The following is a 17,202-nucleotide window of genomic DNA, read 5'->3' on the forward strand; positions in this document are numbered from 1 at the left end:
GCGCTTACTCGTCGCCAGCGCTCTGGCGCTGCAGGATGGAGCTGAACTCTTCGGCAAAGGTCTCGAACCGCACCGACATGCGCTCAACGCGCGTGGTGAAGCGGTTGTAGGCCCACACCGCCGGGATCGCCACGAACAGGCCGATGGCGGTAGCGAACAGTGCCTCGGAGATGCCCGGCGCGACGGCGGCGATGCCGGCCTGCGCACCACTGCTGATCATGTCGTGCATGGTCACCATGATGCCGAACACGGTGCCGACCAGGCCCACGTACGGCGCGGTCGAACCGATGTTGGCCAGCAGTTCCAGGTTGCGCTCGAGCTGGTCCACTTCGCGGGTATAGGTGGTGCGCATCGCGCGCTGCGCGCCTTCCAGCTGTGCGCGGCCATCCAGGCGGCGCTTGTCACGCAGGCGGGTGTATTCGCGGAACCCTGCTTCGAAGATGGCTTCCAGGCCGGTCACGCTGCGGCTGCGGTCGGTGGCCGCGCTGTACAGCTTGCCCAGGTCCGCGCCGGACCAGAAGCGGTTCTCGAACTCGTCGGCTTCGCGGGTGGCCTGCTTGAACACGCGGGCCTTGCGGAAAATGATCACCCAGCTGACGAACGAGCCGACCAGCAGCAGCAGCACGATGATCTTCACCGGCAGGCTGGCCTTGGCCATCAGTTCGAGGTAGTTGATGCCGCCGCCGGTGGTGGCCTGGGCAAGGGTCTGTGTCGCGGCGTTGCTGACGTCGGCCGGCAGTGCCTCGGTGACCGTGGCCTGCAGGGCCAGGAGCGTTGCGATCATCCGTTGTTCCTCAGTGTTCGGATTCGGGGTGGAGGTGGGGTTGCAGCACGGCAAGGACGGCCTCGTCCATGCCACGCGGGCGGAAACTGGCCGCGTCCAGTGCGGCGATGCGGGCCTGGGCCGACAGCAGCAATTCGCCGTCGCGCAGGATCTGCTGGTCGAAGACCATGCTGGCCTTCTTCAGCTGGACCAAACGGGCGCTCACCTGCAGGGTGTCATCCAGCCGTGCCGGCCTGATGAAATCCATCTGCATCGAGCGCACCGCGAAGACCATCCCGTGCTCGGCGCGCATGCGCTCCTGGCCGTAGCCGAGCGAACGCATCCATTCGGTCCGGGCCCGTTCCATGAAGGCCACGTAGCGGGCGTGGTAGACCACGCCGCCAGCGTCGGTATCTTCCCAGTAAATGCGTGTCGGCCAACTGAATAGTGGCTCAACCGACATCGGGAACCTCCGCGAACAGGTCCTGCGGCGGGTTCTTCGGCTTCAGACCCATGTGCCGGTAGGCCTTGTGGGTGGCCATGCGGCCACGCGCGGTACGCACTAGGAAGCCCTGCTGGATCAGGTACGGCTCGACCACGTCTTCCAGGGTGCCACGCTCTTCGGACAGCGCCGCGGCCAGCGATTCGATGCCGACCGGGCCACCGTCGAAGTAGTCCACCATCGTTTTCAGCAGGCGCCGGTCAAGCTCGTCGAAGCCTTCCGGGTCGACCTTGAGCATCTTCATCGCGGCCTGGGCCACGGGCTCGTCGATGTGGCCACCGGCCTTGACCTGCGCATAGTCGCGCACGCGTCGCAGCAGGCGGTTGGCGATACGCGGGGTACCACGCGCGCGGCGCGCGATCTCCCCTGCCCCATCGGCGGTGCAGTCGATGCCGAGGATGCTGGCGGAGCGGCGCACGATACGGGTCAGTTCCTCGACGCTGTAGAACTCCAGGCGCTGGACGATGCCGAAGCGGTCGCGCAGCGGCGCGGTCAGCAGGCCGGCGCGGGTGGTGGCGCCGATCAGGGTGAACGGCGGCAGGTCGATCTTGATCGAGCGGGCGGCGGGGCCCTCGCCGATCATGATGTCGATCTGGAAATCTTCCATCGCCGGGTACAGCACTTCCTCGACCACCGGCGACAGGCGATGGATCTCGTCGATGAACAGCACGTCGTGCGGCTGCAGGTTGGTCAGCAGCGCAGCCAGGTCGCCGGCCTTTTCGATCACCGGGCCGGAGGTCACGCGCAGGGCCACGCCCAGTTCGTTGGCGATGACATGGCTGAGGGTGGTCTTGCCCAGGCCCGGCGGCCCGAAGATCAGTACGTGGTCGAGCGCGTCGCCACGCCCCTTGGCCGCCTGGATGTAGATTTCCATCTGCTCGCGCACCGGCACCTGGCCGAGGTAGTCGGCAAGGCGCTTGGGGCGGATGCTGGCGTCGGCGGCGTCATCCTCGCGGGTGGCGCCGGCGCCGATGATGCGGTCGTCGGTCATGTGCTGATTATGCGGCAAAAGTACGGGTTTCGGCCGGGCTGCGCCCGGCGCCCTCAGAGGCAACTGCAACAGCAACTGCCGGAGCAACAGCCAAAGCTGGCTTCCTGGGGGATGGCGGGGTGGGTCCGGTTGCGGGGGACGCTGCAAGTACGTCCATGTAAGCTCGGTCGCCGCATCCATGCGGCTCACGCCCCCCGCAACCGGACCCACCCCGCCTTCGACAGATCTGCGCAATCTGCCGGAATGGCATGGCCTGTTCTTGGTGGGTGTCGACCTTGGTCGACACGGTAGATCCACACCGTGCGTGGATGGCGCTGGATGGAACGAACCGAACTCGGGGTCAGAGCCCTTTTCCTGCGGAAAAGGGATCCGACCCCGCGCGGTCAGATCTCCACCTGCGCGCCGAGTTCCACCAGGCGGTTGCCCGGAATCCGGAAGAAGCCGGTCGCGGGCGCGGCATTCCGGTGCATCAGCGCGAACAGCTTGTCGCGCCAGATCGGCATGCCGCGGTTGGCGGTGGCCACAATGGTTTCGCGGCTGGCGAAGAAGGTGGTGTCCATCGGGTCGAAGTAGATGCCACCGTGGTCACACGAGCGCATCAGCGCCAGCGGCACGTCCGGGGTTTCCATGAAACCGAAGCGCACATAGACCCGGTAGAACTCGTCGCCCACCGACTCGATCTTCAGCCGCTGCCCTTCCATCGCATAGGGAATGGGCAGGGTTTCCACGTGCAGGAACACGTTGCGCTCGTGCAGCACCTTGTTGTGCTTGAGGTTGTGCATCAGCGCGTGCGGGGCCACGGTCGGGTCGGCGGTGAGGAACACCGCGGTGCCCGGTACGCGTACCGGCGGTGCCAGCATCAGGCCCGGCAGGAAGGTGTCCAGGCGGATGCCGTCCTTGCGGATCTCATCACGCAGCAGCTCGCGGCCACGCCGCCAGGTGCGCATCATGGTGAACAGGAAGATGCCCAGCACCACCGGGAACCAGGCGCCCTGCAGCAGCTTGGCGCCGTTGGCGATGACGAAGCCAAGGTCGATGATGAAGAACACCACGCACAGCGGCAGCAGCCAGCCACGCGACTTCGGCCACAGCGAACGTGCCACCACCGCCAGCAGCAGGGTGTCGATCAGCATCGTGGCCGACACCGAGATGCCGTAGGCCACGGCCAGGTTGGACGAACTGCGGAACGCCAGCACCAGGCCGAACACCATCACCGCGATGCCCCAGTTGATGCCCGGGATGTAGATCTGGCCGATGGTGTCGTGCGAGGTGTGCTTGATGCGCATGCGCGGGATGTAGCCCAGCTGCATGGCCTGGCGCGAGACCGAGAACGCGCCGGTGATGACCGACTGCGAGGCGATCACCGCCGCCATGGTGGCCAGGATGATCATCGGGTACAGCGCCCACGAGGGCACCGCCTCGAAGAACGGGTTCTTCAGGGCCTCGGGGTGGTTGAGCACCAGTGCGCCCTGCCCCAGGTAGTTCAGCACCAGGCACGGCAGCACGAAGAAGTACCAGGCGTGGCGGATCGGGCGCAGGCCGAAGTGGCCCATGTCCGCATACAGCGCTTCGCCGCCGGTCACCGCCAGCACCACTGCACCGAGAATGAAGATGCCGTGCCAGCCGTGCTCCATGAAGAAGCGGATGCCCCACCACGGGTTGAAGGCCTTCAGCACCTCGGGCGCATCGACAATGTTGTAGATGCCGATCGCCGCCAGCGATACGAACCAGATTGCCATGATCGGGCCGAACGCCTTGCCGATCTTCTCGGTACCGAAGCGTTGCGCGGCGAACACTGCCAGCAGCACCACCAGGGTGACCGGCACGATGAAGACATGCAGTCCGGGCGCGGCCACCTCCAGGCCTTCGACCGCACTGAGCACGGACATGGCGGGGGTGATCACGCCGTCGCCAAAGAACAGCGAGGCGCCGAAGATGCCGAGGATGCCCACCACATAAGCCGAGCGCGAGCCATTGCGCAGCGTGCGCTGGGTCAACGCCATCAGCGCCATGATGCCGCCCTCGCCATCATTGTCGGCGCGCATGATGATGGTGACGTACTTCAGCGTCACCACCAGGTTCAGCGCCCAGAAAGCCAGCGACAGCACGCCCAGCACGGTATCGTGGTCGCTGTTGAGCCCGTAGTGCGGCGAGAACGCCTCCTTCAGGGTGTACAGCGGGCTGGTACCGATATCGCCGAAGACCACGCCGATCGCACCGATGACCAGCGCCAGTCCTCCAGCGGAGGGGGCGTGGCCATGGCCGCCGGGGGCGGCTGCGTGCGGGGTTTGACTGCTGGACATGGGACTCCTGGCGAAGCTCAGGCGGTTTGTTGAAGGAAAGGAAGGCGGATCAACGCAGCGCCGACTGCAGCGCCTTGCGGATCACGGTGGCCACTTCGTCGCCTTCATTGAAGGCATCACGGGCCATGCGCGCGGCTTCGGCCGGCTTGTAGCCCAGCTGCTGCAGGGCCACGGTGGCGTCGGACAGCGGATCGGCCGGGGCCGGGCCGCTGCCGGTGGGCAGCGCGCCGCCGGCACCGAACTGGGCCGCGCGGTCACGCAGCTCCAGCACCATGCGCTCGGCGGTCTTCTTGCCGATGCCCGGAATGCGGGTCAGCGCGGTGATGTCACCGGCCTGGACCATGCGCGCAAACTCCTCGACGGTGACGCCGGACAGCACGGCCAGCGCGATCTTCGCGCCGATGCCACTGACCTTCTGCACATCGCGGAACAGGCGCCGCTCGCCCTCGCGCAGGAAGCCGTACAGCGAGACGCTGTCTTCCTTCTGCGAGTAGTGGGTGTACAGGGTGACCTCGCGGCCGAGCTCGGGCAGGTCGTAGAAGGTGCTCATCGGCGCCTCCAGTTCGTAGCCCACTCCGTTCACGTCCACCACCAGCCACGGCGGCGCCTTGTAGGCGACGATGCCGCGCAGTCGACCGATCATTGCGTGCAGCTCCTCATTTGCGGCCCCATGCCTGGCGGGCACTGAGCCCCAGGCGGTTGGCCGTCGCCCTTACGTGGGCATGGGTGATCGCCACCGCCAACGCGTCGGCCGCGTCGGCCTGCAGCTTGATTTTCAGGTTGAGCATGAGCCCGACCATGTGTTGAACCTGTTGCTTTTCGGCGCCACCGCGCCCGACAACCGCCAGCTTGATCTCGCTGGCAGCATATTCGTGCACCGGCAGGTCGCGCAGCACCACCGCCGAGATCGCCGCGCCACGGGCCTGGCCCAGCTTCAATGCCGAATCGGGGTTGCGGGCCATGAACACGCGTTCGATGGCCACTTCCTGCGGCTCATACTCGCGGCACAGGTCGGCCAGGCCCAGCACCAGCAGCTTCATGCGCTGCGGGAAGTCGTCAGCGCCCAGCAGCACCAGCGGCTGGTGGTGCACGTAGCTGACGCGGCCGGTGGCATCGACATCAATGATGCCGACCCCGGTCCGCTGCGAACCGGGGTCGATGCCGAGGATGCGGGTCATGCTGCACTCCTGGCGGGGCGGAACGGAATGCGCTGGCAGGCGTATGGGCTCATGACTGTCCGCGGTGACCGTTCAACGGCCCGCGCCCAGGCCGTCGAAGACGGCTCAGGCGTAGGCGTCGGCGCCGAGCTCGGCGTTGGAATACACGTCCTGCACGTCGTCCAGGTCTTCCAGCATGTCCAGCAGCTTCTTGACCTGCAGGGCGACCTCGCCCTCGACCTTGATGTCGTTATCGGCGCGGAAGGTGATCTCGGCGTGGTCGGCGACATGGCCAGCGGCGGTCATCGCGTCCTTGACTGCGCTGAACGCGTCAGGGCTGGTGACCACATCGATCGAGCCATCGTCCGGATAGACCACGATGTCATCAGCGCCGGCCTCGATGGCCGCCTCGGTGATGGCTTCCTCGTCGGCACCCGGGGCGAAGCTGAGCACGCCCAGGCGCTTGAACATGAAGGCCACCGAGCCTTCGGTGCCCATGTTGCCGCCGCACTTGCTGAACGCATGGCGGACATCGGCCACGGTGCGCACGCGGTTGTCGGTCAGGCAGTCGACGATCACGGCCACGCCACCCGGGGCATAGCCTTCGTAGCGGATTTCCTCGTAGTCGACGCCTTCCAGTTCACCGGTGGCCTTCTTGATGGCGCGCTCGATCACGTCCTTGGACATGTTCACGGCCAGGCCCTTGTCCACCGCCACGCGCAGGCGCGGGTTGTTGTTGGGGTCGCCTCCACCGCCGCGCGCGGCAACGCCGATCTCGCGGATGATCTTGGTGAAAATCTTGCCGCGCTTCGCGTCGGACGCGTTCTTGCGGGCTTCGATGGAGGGGCCTCTACCCATGGGTGCTACCGTCTGGCTGCTTCAGGATCAAGGCGCGGATTCTACCTGATCGGGGACGGCAACCGTGTCTAGGGCGGAGAGATGCCGTCGGGCATGGCCCGGCGAAGCGCGTGCGAACCAACGGTTCGCACCCACCAGGGCAGGACGGTTCGCACCCACCGAGGTAGTCCGGTCGCACCCACCAGGGCAGGACGGTTCGCACCCACCGAGCCAGGGCGGTCGCCCCTACCAGATTACGCGGCGGCGGCGTCGCGGCTGTGGTCGAACTGGCCGTGGCGCAGGAAATGCGCGGTCTGCCGCGCGGCATCGGGCGACACGACCAGGCCGCTGTGGCTGGTGCGCACCACGCAATGGTCGGCCAGGCCCGGCAGGCGGGTCTCGGCCAATGCCACGGTGCCGTCGGAGGCATCGTCGATGGCGCCCAGCAGGCTGCCCAGCCCATGCGGCACCGAACCGGCGATCAGCCCGACCTCGGCCTTGCCCTGCCAGTCCGGCAGGCCGTCCAGCAGCAGCTCGCTGCTGCGCCCCAGCGCCAGGCCCCAGCCATGATCGGACAACGAGCGCGCGGTGCCACTGCCGCGCAGCGGCGAGCCCAGGCAGACCACGCGCTGCACCGGCAGCTGCGGATTGCGCCGCAGCGCTTCCAGCGCCAGCAGCCCGCCCAGGCTGTGGCCGACCAAACTCAGCGGGCCGGCGTCGGCCAGCCGCTCCAGCAGCTGCGGTACGGCCACGTCCGGGCCACCGAACACCGAGGAATAACCAAACGCGTGCACCTGGAAGCCGCGCGCGCGCAGGCGCCAGGCCAGCGGTCCGACCCAGGCGCGGGCATTCCAGATGCCATGCAGCAGCAATACGGGGGGAGTCATGCAAACAGCCTGGCGGTCAGCGGGGCAGGAACGTACGGTGATTGAACACGCGCGCGCAGCAAGCGGCAGTGAACATCAGGCCGCGCGCGGTGCGCGGCGCAGGATGAATTCGAGATCGTTCGTGTCGCCCACCGGGAACAGGTATTCGCCGGCCTTCTCGAAACCGTAGCGGGCGTAGAAGCGCTGTGCGCCGAAGTTCTCCGACCACACGCCCAACCACAGGGTGCGCGGGCCCTCGTGTTCCAGCCAGGCCAGCGCGGTTTCCAGCAGGCGGCTGCCCCAGCCGCAGCTTTGCTGCGTCTTGATCAGGTACAGGCGCTTGAGTTCGCCGTCACCGGGCTTCACGTCCGGGTGCGGCAGGCCACAGGGACCGGCGGCGGCATGGCCGACCGCCTCCCCGTCCAGCTCCAGTAGCCACACCGCGTAATCCGGGTGGGCCAGGATCACGCGCTGGCGCTCGACCGTGTAGGCCTCCTCAAGGAAGGCCTGCAGGTCCTGCGGCGGATACAGATGGCCGAAGGTTTCGGTGAACGTGCGGGCAGCCAGCGCCGACAGGGTCGGCGCGTCGTCCACGGTGGCGCGGCGGATGGAATACATGCAGCAAGTTGACGTCAGCGCGAAGGGGCGGTCAAGCCTTTTCCGACGATTCCGCTTCTTCGTCTTCCTCGTCCTCTTCCTCGTATTCCTCTTCGTCCTCGTCTTCTTCGCCTTCCTCGTCCTCGTCGTACTCTTCCTCTTCGTCGTCCTCGTAATCCTCGACGCCGAAGTCTTCTCCATCCCAACGGCCTTCGCCGTCGGCGACGAAGGTCAGGGCCATCGCGGCCGGGTTGGTACCGACGCGGACCAGCCAACCGCCGAACACGCGTGCACGCTCGGTGACCAGGTTGGCCTCGGAGCCTTCATTGCCCAGCTTTTCCCACTCCAGCGAAAACGCAAACTCGGTCATTGCCTGGATCTCCTGATCAGTTGGTCTTGGGGCGAACCTGGATGTGCACTTCGGCCAGCTGCGCGTCGACGATCGGCGACGGCGCGTCGGTCATCAGATCCTGTGCACCAGTGGTCTTCGGGAACGGGATGACGTCGCGGATCGACTCGGTGCCGGCCATCAGCGCGGCGATGCGGTCGATGCCGAAGGCGATGCCACCGTGCGGCGGCGCGCCGTAGTTCAGCGCGTCGAGCAGGAAGCCGAACTTGGCACGGGCTTCTTCGGCACCGATGCCCAGCAGCTCGAACACCGCGCTCTGCATGTCCGGACGGTGGATACGGATCGAACCGCCGCCGATCTCATTGCCGTTGAGCACCATGTCGTAGCCGCGCGAAACGGCGGTACGGGCATTGGCGCGCAGGTCGGCGATGTCGTCCACGGCCGGTGCGGTGAAGGGGTGATGCAGGGCGACGTAGCGCTGTTCTTCCTCGTCCCACTCGAACATCGGGAAGTCGGTGACCCACAGCGGCGCCCAGCCGTCGGCGACCAGGCCGAAGTCCTTGCCGGCCTTCAGGCGCAGCGCGCCCATGAAGTCGGAGACCTTGTTGTAGCCGCCGGCACCGAAGAACACGATATCGCCGTTGCCGGCGCCGACGTGGGCGACCAGCGCGGCGAACGACGCTTCGCTGAAGAACTTCTGGATCGGCGAGCTGATTTCGCCGTTGTCGGCGATCTTGATGTAGGCCAGGCCCTTGGCGCCGTACTTGGCGGCATGCGCGGCGTATTCGTCGATCTGCTTGCGCGACAGCGACGCACCGCCCGGGATGCGCAGCGCAGCGACGCGGCCCTCGGCATCATTGGCCGGGCCGGTGAACACCGGGAACTCGCTGTCCTTGACCAGTTCGGCCACGTCCACCAGCTCCAGCGCGATGCGCAGGTCCGGCTTGTCCGAGCCGTAGCGGCGCATGGCCTCGGCCCAGGTCATGCGCGGGAAGCTGGCATCCAGCTGCACGTCCACCACTTCCTTGAAGATGGCGCGGATCATGTCCTCGACGAAATCCTGCACGTCGCGCTCGCGGACGAAGGCGAATTCCATGTCCAGCTGGGTGAATTCCAGCTGGCGATCGGCACGCAGGGCCTCGTCGCGGAAGCAGCGCGCGATCTGGTAGTAGCGGTCGAAGCCGGCCACCATCAGGATCTGCTTGAACAGCTGCGGGCTCTGCGGCAGGGCGTAGAACTCGCCTGGGTGCATGCGCGCCGGCACCAGGAAGTCGCGTGCGCCTTCCGGGGTGGCCTTGGTCAGGATCGGGGTTTCGATGTCCTGGAAGCCCTTTTCGTCCAGGTGGCGGCGCAGCGCCTGCACCAGCTTGATGCGGGTGCGCTGCATGCGCTGCATTTCCGGGCGGCGCAGGTCCAGGTAGCGGTACTTCAGGCGGGTTTCCTCGCCCGGGTTCTCATGGGCGTGGAACGGCAGCGGCGCAGCCTTGTTCAGGACGGTGATGGCGGTGGCGATCACTTCCACCTTGCCGGTGCGCATCTTGTCGTTCACCGCGTGGCGGGCGCGCACGACGCCTTCCACCTGCAGCACATCCTCGTAGCCCAGCGACGCGGCCACCGCGAACACTTCGGCATTGTCGACCTCCACCGTCACCTGCACGATGCCTTCATGATCGCGGAGATCGATGAAGCAGACGCCGCCCTGGTTACGGGCCACGTCGGTCCAGCCGGCGAGGGTGACAGTCTGGCCAATCAGGGTCTCGTCGACCAGGCCGCAGAAGTGGGTACGCATGGGGGGAAGCTCCGCTGGAGAACGCCGGCACCGGATGGGGGCCGGAAAGCCTCGTATTCTGCGGCCGAGGCCCCGGCTGGGGCAAATCCGGCCAGTCACACCGGCTTGATCGTCCCCCTCCCTATAGTCGGGCACCTGCCACCGTATGGGATGCCGCCATGAAACTGCTGTCCCTGGCCAGCTTGGCCGTGACCCTCAGCCTGGGTGCGCTGGGCACCCTTGCCCTGCCCGCTCCGTCCGCCTCTGCGCAGAACGGGGTGATCCGCTGCGAAAGCCAGAGCAACCGCGAACGGGTCTGCAACACCGGCTGGCGCGGCGCGCAGCTGGTCCGCCAGTTGTCTGGCAGCCCCTGCGAGGAAGGGCGCTCCTGGGGCAGCCGCAATGGCAGCATCTGGGTCACCAACGGTTGCCGCGCCGAGTTCGTCGAGGCCCGTGGTGGCTGGGGCGGCGGCAATGGCGGTGGCTGGGGAGGCAACAACGGTCGCCCCGGCGAGACCATCCGCTGCGAAAGCCAGAACAACCGCGAGCGCAGCTGCCAGGTCGGCTGGCGCAATGCCCGCTTGGTCCGCCAGTTGTCCGGCAGCCCTTGCGACGAGGGCCGTACCTGGGGTGTGCGCAACGGCGCGGTATGGGTCAGCAATGGCTGCCGCGCCGAATTCGCCGAGGCCCGCGGCTGGGGCGGTGGCGGTGGCGGCTGGGGCGGTGGCAACAGCAACTATTCCGTCACCTGCAGCAGCAACAACAACCGCTCGCAGACCTGCGACTGGGATGAGCGCCAGGGCCGGCCGGTGCTGCAGCAGCAGTTGTCGGGCAGCGTCTGCCAGGAAGGCCGCAGCTGGGGTTACTCGCGTGGTCAGGTGTGGGTGAGCAACGGCTGCCGGGCGCGCTTCGGCACGCGGTGAGTGCAGGGTCGGGGTCAGAGCCCTCCGCAGGAGGGATCCGCCCCCGGGATCACGGCGCGGGTGCTGTGTCGTCGCCCCACGGTGGCGGTGGCAGTTCGACCGGCTTGCTCAGGTCGAACTGGACGCGGAAGCGGCGGCCGTCCGGGCGCGTCAGTTCGTAGACGAACGTCTGGTCCGGATCGATCTCCATTGCCCAGGTGTTGTGCGTGGAAGCCAGCATGTCGGCACGGCGGAACATCGCCACCGAATCGGCATCGGCCGGGAACTGCTGGCGCTCGGCGGTGCCCGGCGGCGTGCTGTCGCCACCGTACAGGGTGATCGCGTCGGGGCTGCCGTCTTCGTGGCGATGGTCGTGCTTCAGCCGCAGCCCGTTCGGCGTGCGGGTCAGCACCCAGGTCCGCGAGTGGTCATCACCGACATGGAACGGGATGCGCAGCTCGTGCGCCGGGTCGGCGCAGCCGCGCACATGCATGACCAGGCGCTGCCCGGCGAACGGATCCTTGGAGGTCGGTGCAGGCGTGTCCTCCACCACCTTGCCGACGTAGGCCTGGCCGCAATGTGCGGCGACGGCGGCCATGAACGCATCGGCCGGTGCGGTCGCCAGGTCATGAGCGACTGTATCGGAGCGCTGCGTGCACGCAGCGAGGCTGAGCAGGAGGGCGGCAGTAGTGGCAACGGCAATCGGTCTCATGCCCCAACCCTAACGGCCATGGACGATGGGCGCAAACCGCGCGCCAGTCCCGCTCAGCGCTCGGCAGACGGTGCTGCCGGCAGTGCTTCGGTCGCCGCCACCGGTGCGGCCTCGCCCTCGCCGGCCGGCTCCTGCTCCACCGGATCAACGTCAAACGGTGTACGGAACACCAGCGACGGCAACAGCGTGGTCAGCGCCGCGTACAGCAGCAGCGCACCGAACAGCACCGCCGGAATCTGGAAGCGCTCACGCATGATCGCCGCCAGCACCAGGGTGAAGATCAGCGTCGGTGCCAGCGCCAGCGAGACCCGCAGGCTGCTGCGGAAGCTCTCGCCGAACATCACCCGGCGCTGCAGCCAGACCACGCCGATGCGCAGCGGCAGCACCACCAGGGTGATCACGATGCCCAGCCCCAGCGCCTCGAAGCTCAGCGCTTCGGCGGGCACCTTGGTGCCGGCGTTGAAGAAGTAGAACGGCACGAAGAACGAGGCGAACAGGCGCAGCGCGTGCAGGTTCTCGTGCGAGGCCAGCAGCGGCATGCGCTGGTGCAGCAGGCGCGCGACCAGGCCGGCGATGAACGCGCCAACCAGGTAGTACACGCCCAGCAGGTAGGTGATGTAGGCCGCCACCATGCCGACCATCACCAGCAGCGAGAATTCCGAGCCCGGCGCGTGCGGTGCCACCCAGCGGCCCAGCGCGATGAACAGCAGCGGCAGGCCGATCATCATCGCCAGCAGTGCCAGGCTGGACAACGCCATGTGCCCTGGGTCACCGGCCTGCAGCACGATGAACAACGCCGCCAGCGCCAGCAGTTCGCCGGCGATGGCTTTGCTGGTCACCCAGAACCGCTCGTCATCGCTGAGGCCCAGCCGCGACAGCGAGTCCATGATGAAGCCCGTGGACGGCGTCAGCAGCGCCAGCGCCAACAGGCCCGCGGCCTGCCACGGCAGCCCCGCATAGCGCCAGGCCAGCCAGCCCACGCCGAACAGCGTGCCGGTGCGGATCACCAGGTGCGCCAGCAGCGGCCACATGCCACGGCGCAGCGCCTGCAGGTCCACTTCCAGGCCGGCGAACAGGAACAGCGAGGAAATGCCCAGCGTGGCCAGCAGGCCGATCACCGCATCGTGGGCCTGGTCGCCCAGCCAGAGCATGCCGATGATGCCGAACAGCAGGCAGGTCAGCGGCGCGGGCAGGCTGAAACGCTGCAGCGCGCGCGGGATCACCAGCAGCGCGAAGATCAGCAGCAGGTAGATCAGTTCATGGCTCATGGGGGACTTCCGTGTGGTTCGAACGCGCGCAGGATGCGCGCGCCGAACCGATCCGGCAAGCCACGTTTGAATGACCCCGGTTACCTCATCCGATCAACCGGTCGGCAATCCGCCCCACCTGTGCCAGCACGCTAGCGCGTTGCTCGTAGCTGATCGCACCTGCCTGCAGATAAGCCGTCAGCACCCACGGGGCGCCCCCGGCTACGGGCCACAGCACGGCGATGTCGTTGCGCGCGTCTTCACCATTGCTGCCGGTCTTGTCACCCACGCGCCAGCGCTTGCCCAGGCCCGCGCGCAGGCAGGCGTCGCCGGTTTCGTTGTCGATCAGCCAGTCGGCCAGCTGCTGCCGCGAAGCCGGTTGCAGTACCTCGCCCAACACCACGCGCTGCAGGGTCGCGGCCATCGCCGCCGGCGTGGTGGTGTCGCGCGGGTCGCCCTTGGCAAAGCTGTTCAGCTCCGGCTCCAGGCGGTCACTGCGGCTCACTGTGTCGCCGCTGGCGCGCAGGAACGCGGTCACTGCGGGCGGGCCACCGACCACGCCGAACAGCAGGTTGGCGGCGGTGTTGTCGCTGGTGATGATCGTGGCACGGCACAGGTCGCGCACGGTCATGTCCTTGCCGGCGTGGCGGCGGGTGACCGGTGCATGCGAGAGCAGATCGGCCTCGCCCACCGGCACGCGCCTGTCCAGCAATGCCGGCATGCGTTCGGCCTGGCTGAGCGCGGTGGCCGCCAGCATGCTCTTGAAGGTGCTGCACATCGGGAAGCGCTCGTCCTGGCGATGACTGATGCGGCGACCGCTGGCAGTGTCCAGCAGGGTCACGCCGAGGCGTCCGGCGCAGGCCTTTTCCAGCGCGGCGAAATCACTGGCGGCGGTGATGGCGGCATCGGTGGGTGCGTTGGCGGTGGCCTTGCCCGCTGCACGTGCCAGCAGCGGCAAGGCAAGCGAGGAAGCCACGGCGGCACCACTGAACTGCAGGAATCGGCGACGGGCGAGCATGCGGGTTCTCCTGGGGGACCGCTCGATTATTGAAGCCTTGATCGGGGGCGACCAGCGCAAAAAATCTGCGATAGACATTAGTTCAATTAATGTCTGACGCATTCAACCCCTTAATTTTCCGAAATGTTTCGTTGAAGCGTTAGGATCATCCATCACTCCAGCTCACGACTGCGCGATGTTGCACCCTACCCTGCCACTGAACGCGCTGCGCGCCTTCGAGGCCGCCGCCCGCCACCAGAACTTCACCCGTGCCGCGCTGGAGCTGTGTGTCAGCCAGGCCGCACTGAGCCACCAGATCCGTGGACTGGAGGACCGGCTCGGCATCCGCCTGTTCCATCGCCTCCCGCGCGGCGTGGCGCTCACCGATGAAGGCGCGGCCCTGTATCCGGTGCTCAACGAATCGTTCGAGCGCATCTCCGCCAGCATCGCGCGTTACACCGGCGGACCTGCGCGTGAAGTGCTGACCCTGGGCGTGGTCGGCACCTTCGCCACCGGCTGGCTGCTTCCACGGCTGGCCGCGTTCGAGGCAGCGCACCCGGACATCGAGCTGCGCCTGCAGACCCACAACAACCGCATCGACCTGGCCGGAGAAGGGCTGGACCTGGCGATCCGCTTTGGTGATGGCGACTGGCAGGGCCAGGCGTGCACGGCGATCCTCGACGCGCCGTTTGCACCGCTGTGCGCACCGGCGCTGGCGCGGCGCCTGAAACAGCCACGCGACCTGGGCACGCTGCCGCTGCTTCGTTCCTACCGCAGCGACGAATGGCCGCGCTGGCTGCAGGCGGCCGGGGTCAGCGGCGTGGAAGCGCGCGGGCCGGTATTCGATTCCTCGTTGACGGTCGCGATGGCGGCCGCCGGTGGCGCCGGTGTGGCCTTGCTGCCGCTGCGCATGTTCGAGCAGGAACTGGCCGAGGGTCGCCTGCTGCAGCCGTTCAGCACCACGCTGGAGCTGGGGCGCTACTGGCTGACGCGGCTGCGATCGCGTGCCGAACGTGAGCCGGCCAGGCGCTTCCGCGAATGGCTGCAGGCACAGGGCGGGTAGGCAGTGCCGGCCGCTGGCCGGCAATCCCTTGATCGTTGTGGGCGCATCGCGCTGCCGGCCAGCGGCCGGCACTACCGGTCAGGACTCGAGCAGTTCCATCCAGGCGGCTTCGGCCTTTTCCAGCTGCGCGGCGGCGGTTTCGCGATCGCGGCCAAGCACGGCCATGCGCGTGGCATCGGCGTAGTTGGCCGGGTCGGCCAGCTGGCGGTCCAGCTCGGCCAGGGCACCTTCCAGCTCGGCCACCTTGGCTTCAGCGGCGGCCAGCTTGTGCGGGTTCACCGGCTTCTTCTGCACCACCTGCGCCACCGGGGTGGTCTTGACCACCACCGGCTCTTCCACCTGTTCCATGCGCGCCTTGGTGCCCTGCGCCTGCGGGCGGGTACGCAGCCACGCGGCGTAGGCATCCAGGTCGCCATCGAACGGCTCGACCACGCCATCGGCCACGCGCCAGTAGGTATCGCAGACCAGGCCGATCAGATGGCGGTCGTGCGAGACCATCACGATCGCGCCTTCGAAGGTGGCCAATGCTTCGGCCAGCGCTTCGCGCATTTCCAGGTCAAGGTGGTTGGTCGGTTCGTCCAGCAGCAGCACGTTTGGCTGCTGCCAGGCGATCAGCGCCAGCGCCAGGCGTGCGCGCTCGCCACCGGAGAAGCCATCGACCGGCTCGAACGCGCGGTCACCCGGGAAGTTCCACTTGCCGAGGAAGTCGCGGAACGACTGGTTCGGTGCGTCCGGGGCGATCTCGCGGAAGTGCTCCATCGGCGACTGGCCTTCGTGCAGCGACTCCACCGTGTGCTGGGCGAAGTAGCCGATCTTCAGGTCCGGGTGCGCCATGCGCTCGCCGACGATCGGCGCCAGCTCGCCCACCAGGGTCTTCACCAGGGTGGTCTTGCCGGCACCGTTCGGGCCGAGCAGGCCAATGCGCTGGCCCGCTTCCAGACCGAAGCCGACGTTGTGCAGGATCACTGCGTCCTTGCCGTAGCCGGCCTCGACATGGTTCAGGCGGATCAGTGAGAACGGCAGCTTGGCCGGCGGCGCGAACTCGATGCGGAACTCGCGCTCGGCGCGCACTGCTTCGGTGCCGGCCAGCTTGGCCAGGCGCTTCATGCGGCTCTGTGCCTGCGCGGCCTTGCTGGCCTGTGCCTTGAAGCGGTCGATGAAGCTCTGCAGGTGGGCGCGCTCGGCCTGTTCCTTCTCGTGCGCGATCTGCTGCTGGCGCAGCTGTTCGGCGCGCTGGCGCTCGAAATCGGTATAACCGCCCGGGTAGAGCTTGGCGCCGCCGCCGTGCAGGTGCAGGGTGTGGGTGGCCACGTTGTCGAGGAACTCGCGGTCATGCGAGATCAACAGCAGGGTGCCGGGGTACTTCAGCAGCCACTGCTCCAGCCAGTACACCGCGTCCAGGTCCAGGTGGTTGGTCGGTTCGTCCAGCAGCAGCAGGTCGCTGGGCATCATCAGCGCGCGGGCCAGGTTCAGGCGTACGCGCCAGCCGCCGGAGAACGAGGACACCGCGCGGTGGTGGGTCTCGGCCGGGAAACCGAGGCCGTGCAGCAGCTTGCCGGCGCGCGCTTCGGCGTCGTAGGCCCCCATCTCGGCCATCTTCGTGTGCGCGTTGGCCACCGCCTCCCAATCTTCGCGCGCGGTTGCCTCAGCCTCTTCAGCCAGCACCGCAGCCACATCGGTATCCCCGCCCAGCACAAAGCTCAGCGCCGGGTCCGGCAGCGACGGGGTTTCCTGGGCCACGCTGGCGATACGGACCTTGCCGGGCAGGTCGACGTCACCCTTGTCGGCCTCCAGCTCGCCCTTCACCGCCGCGAACAGGCTGGACTTGCCAGCACCGTTGCGGCCGACCACGCCCACCCGGTAACCGGCGTGCAGGGTCAGGTCGACATTGGACAACAGCAGCCGCTCGCCGCGGCGCAAGGCGAAATTACGAAGGGAGATCATCGGGGGAGGGGTCCATATAACCGGATGGAATGTGCTGGTGAGCACTGTTCCTGCGACGTAATTCTAGCGTTAACGAATACTTGACGCGCCCCGGGATGCGCGGCGGCAGGCCAACTCTCTCCCTCGTCGGCCCCGCGCAGCCCCCGGGCCCCACCTCCCGCCGCTGCCCTCTGCCGCTAAATGGTTGCTGCTGCAACGTTTTTT

Annotated in this window: 17 protein-coding genes; 2 read left to right on the forward strand and 15 right to left on the reverse strand. The window is 67.5% G+C overall.

What is annotated here, in order from left to right; all coding sequences use genetic code 11:
- Window positions 1–4: 4 nt before the first annotated feature.
- The 11 genes from tolQ to aspS all read right to left on the reverse strand — a co-directional run bounded on the left by tolQ (window position 5) and on the right by aspS (window position 10,154).
- Window positions 5–784: a protein TolQ gene (gene tolQ / locus Q9Q79_RS15830; protein ID WP_005410752.1), complete on the reverse strand. Its 780-nt coding sequence runs from the start codon at window positions 782–784 to the stop codon at window positions 5–7.
- 10 nt (window positions 785–794) lie between these two features.
- Window positions 795–1,226 carry a tol-pal system-associated acyl-CoA thioesterase gene (gene ybgC / locus Q9Q79_RS15835; RefSeq protein ID WP_049406848.1) on the reverse strand — a complete coding sequence of 144 codons (432 nt, stop codon included), beginning with the start codon at window positions 1,224–1,226 and terminating at the stop codon, window positions 795–797.
- A complete protein-coding gene (gene ruvB, locus Q9Q79_RS15840; RefSeq protein WP_005410754.1) occupies window positions 1,216–2,256 on the reverse strand; it encodes a Holliday junction branch migration DNA helicase RuvB in 1,041 nt (346 codons plus the stop codon). The genes ybgC and ruvB overlap by 11 nt, the downstream gene beginning before the upstream one ends.
- A gap of 383 nt (window positions 2,257–2,639) precedes the next feature.
- The gene (locus Q9Q79_RS15845) at window positions 2,640–4,559 is read right to left on the reverse strand and encodes a potassium transporter Kup (RefSeq protein WP_005410755.1); all 1,920 of its coding nucleotides are present in this window, start codon (window positions 4,557–4,559) and stop codon (window positions 2,640–2,642) included.
- A 49-nt stretch (window positions 4,560–4,608) separates the two neighbouring features.
- A complete protein-coding gene (ruvA, locus tag Q9Q79_RS15850; protein WP_005410756.1) occupies window positions 4,609–5,202 on the reverse strand; it encodes a Holliday junction branch migration protein RuvA in 594 nt (197 codons plus the stop codon).
- Window positions 5,203–5,215: 13 nt separating this feature from the next.
- On the reverse strand, window positions 5,216–5,737 hold the full coding sequence (gene ruvC / locus Q9Q79_RS15855) for a crossover junction endodeoxyribonuclease RuvC (protein ID WP_005410757.1): 522 nt from the start codon (window positions 5,735–5,737) through the stop codon (window positions 5,216–5,218).
- Window positions 5,738–5,842: 105 nt separating this feature from the next.
- Entirely contained in the window at window positions 5,843–6,574 is a 732-nt protein-coding gene (locus tag Q9Q79_RS15860) for a YebC/PmpR family DNA-binding transcriptional regulator (protein ID WP_005414277.1), read from the reverse strand.
- Between the two features lie 233 nt (window positions 6,575–6,807).
- Window positions 6,808–7,440: an alpha/beta fold hydrolase gene (locus tag Q9Q79_RS15865; RefSeq protein ID WP_049396250.1), complete on the reverse strand. Its 633-nt coding sequence runs from the start codon at window positions 7,438–7,440 to the stop codon at window positions 6,808–6,810.
- A 75-nt stretch (window positions 7,441–7,515) separates the two neighbouring features.
- Complete coding sequence (locus Q9Q79_RS15870) at window positions 7,516–8,037, reverse strand: GNAT family N-acetyltransferase (protein ID WP_005410760.1); 522 nt, start codon at window positions 8,035–8,037, stop codon at window positions 7,516–7,518.
- A gap of 31 nt (window positions 8,038–8,068) precedes the next feature.
- A complete protein-coding gene (locus Q9Q79_RS15875) occupies window positions 8,069–8,386 on the reverse strand; it encodes a hypothetical protein (RefSeq protein ID WP_005410761.1) in 318 nt (105 codons plus the stop codon).
- 16 nt (window positions 8,387–8,402) lie between these two features.
- Window positions 8,403–10,154 (reverse strand): aspartate--tRNA ligase, encoded by a 1,752-nt coding sequence (aspS, locus tag Q9Q79_RS15880; RefSeq protein WP_005414279.1) that lies wholly within the window; start codon window positions 10,152–10,154, stop codon window positions 8,403–8,405.
- A 158-nt stretch (window positions 10,155–10,312) separates the two neighbouring features.
- Between aspS and Q9Q79_RS15885 the strand changes: the two genes are divergently transcribed.
- Window positions 10,313–11,056 carry a DUF3011 domain-containing protein gene (locus Q9Q79_RS15885; protein WP_049396248.1) on the forward strand — a complete coding sequence of 248 codons (744 nt, stop codon included), beginning with the start codon at window positions 10,313–10,315 and terminating at the stop codon, window positions 11,054–11,056.
- A gap of 49 nt (window positions 11,057–11,105) precedes the next feature.
- On the opposite strand, the gene Q9Q79_RS15890 is transcribed toward Q9Q79_RS15885, so the two are convergent.
- The 3 genes from Q9Q79_RS15890 to blaL2 form a co-directional block, all read right to left on the reverse strand.
- Window positions 11,106–11,747, reverse strand: a complete 642-nt coding sequence (locus Q9Q79_RS15890; protein ID WP_099527675.1) for a hypothetical protein — start codon at window positions 11,745–11,747, stop codon at window positions 11,106–11,108.
- Between the two features lie 53 nt (window positions 11,748–11,800).
- A complete protein-coding gene (locus Q9Q79_RS15895; RefSeq protein WP_099527676.1) occupies window positions 11,801–13,015 on the reverse strand; it encodes a cation:proton antiporter in 1,215 nt (404 codons plus the stop codon).
- Between the two features lie 85 nt (window positions 13,016–13,100).
- Window positions 13,101–14,012 (reverse strand): L2 family extended-spectrum class A beta-lactamase, encoded by a 912-nt coding sequence (gene blaL2, locus Q9Q79_RS15900; protein ID WP_111108689.1) that lies wholly within the window; start codon window positions 14,010–14,012, stop codon window positions 13,101–13,103.
- Between the two features lie 175 nt (window positions 14,013–14,187).
- Between blaL2 and ampR the strand changes: the two genes are divergently transcribed.
- Window positions 14,188–15,054, forward strand: a complete 867-nt coding sequence (gene ampR / locus Q9Q79_RS15905) for a LysR family transcriptional regulator AmpR (protein ID WP_005410767.1) — start codon at window positions 14,188–14,190, stop codon at window positions 15,052–15,054.
- 78 nt (window positions 15,055–15,132) lie between these two features.
- Here the strand turns inward: ampR and Q9Q79_RS15910 are convergent, their stop codons facing one another.
- Window positions 15,133–16,998 carry an ABC-F family ATP-binding cassette domain-containing protein gene (locus Q9Q79_RS15910; RefSeq protein WP_005410768.1) on the reverse strand — a complete coding sequence of 622 codons (1,866 nt, stop codon included), beginning with the start codon at window positions 16,996–16,998 and terminating at the stop codon, window positions 15,133–15,135.
- Window positions 16,999–17,202: the final 204 nt, after the last annotated feature.

Origin of the sequence: Stenotrophomonas sp. a6, from assembly GCF_030913325.1 — a bacterium.
GTDB lineage: Bacteria > Pseudomonadota > Gammaproteobacteria > Xanthomonadales > Xanthomonadaceae > Stenotrophomonas > Stenotrophomonas maltophilia.

Coding starts and splice junctions, on each gene's coding strand:
- tolQ (WP_005410752.1), bottom strand. CDS start 784: ATGATCGCAACGCTCCTGGCCCTGCAGGCCACGGTCACCGAGGCACTG.
- ybgC (WP_049406848.1), bottom strand. CDS start 1,226: ATGTCGGTTGAGCCACTATTCAGTTGGCCGACACGCATTTACTGGGAA.
- ruvB (WP_005410754.1), bottom strand. CDS start 2,256: ATGACCGACGACCGCATCATCGGCGCCGGCGCCACCCGCGAGGATGAC.
- Q9Q79_RS15845 (WP_005410755.1), bottom strand. CDS start 4,559: ATGTCCAGCAGTCAAACCCCGCACGCAGCCGCCCCCGGCGGCCATGGC.
- ruvA (WP_005410756.1), bottom strand. CDS start 5,202: ATGATCGGTCGACTGCGCGGCATCGTCGCCTACAAGGCGCCGCCGTGG.
- ruvC (WP_005410757.1), bottom strand. CDS start 5,737: ATGACCCGCATCCTCGGCATCGACCCCGGTTCGCAGCGGACCGGGGTC.
- Q9Q79_RS15860 (WP_005414277.1), bottom strand. CDS start 6,574: ATGGGTAGAGGCCCCTCCATCGAAGCCCGCAAGAACGCGTCCGACGCG.
- Q9Q79_RS15865 (WP_049396250.1), bottom strand. CDS start 7,440: ATGACTCCCCCCGTATTGCTGCTGCATGGCATCTGGAATGCCCGCGCC.
- Q9Q79_RS15870 (WP_005410760.1), bottom strand. CDS start 8,037: ATGTATTCCATCCGCCGCGCCACCGTGGACGACGCGCCGACCCTGTCG.
- Q9Q79_RS15875 (WP_005410761.1), bottom strand. CDS start 8,386: ATGACCGAGTTTGCGTTTTCGCTGGAGTGGGAAAAGCTGGGCAATGAA.
- aspS (WP_005414279.1), bottom strand. CDS start 10,154: ATGCGTACCCACTTCTGCGGCCTGGTCGACGAGACCCTGATTGGCCAG.
- Q9Q79_RS15885 (WP_049396248.1), top strand. CDS start 10,313: ATGAAACTGCTGTCCCTGGCCAGCTTGGCCGTGACCCTCAGCCTGGGT.
- Q9Q79_RS15890 (WP_099527675.1), bottom strand. CDS start 11,747: ATGAGACCGATTGCCGTTGCCACTACTGCCGCCCTCCTGCTCAGCCTC.
- Q9Q79_RS15895 (WP_099527676.1), bottom strand. CDS start 13,015: ATGAGCCATGAACTGATCTACCTGCTGCTGATCTTCGCGCTGCTGGTG.
- blaL2 (WP_111108689.1), bottom strand. CDS start 14,012: ATGCTCGCCCGTCGCCGATTCCTGCAGTTCAGTGGTGCCGCCGTGGCT.
- ampR (WP_005410767.1), top strand. CDS start 14,188: ATGTTGCACCCTACCCTGCCACTGAACGCGCTGCGCGCCTTCGAGGCC.
- Q9Q79_RS15910 (WP_005410768.1), bottom strand. CDS start 16,998: ATGATCTCCCTTCGTAATTTCGCCTTGCGCCGCGGCGAGCGGCTGCTG.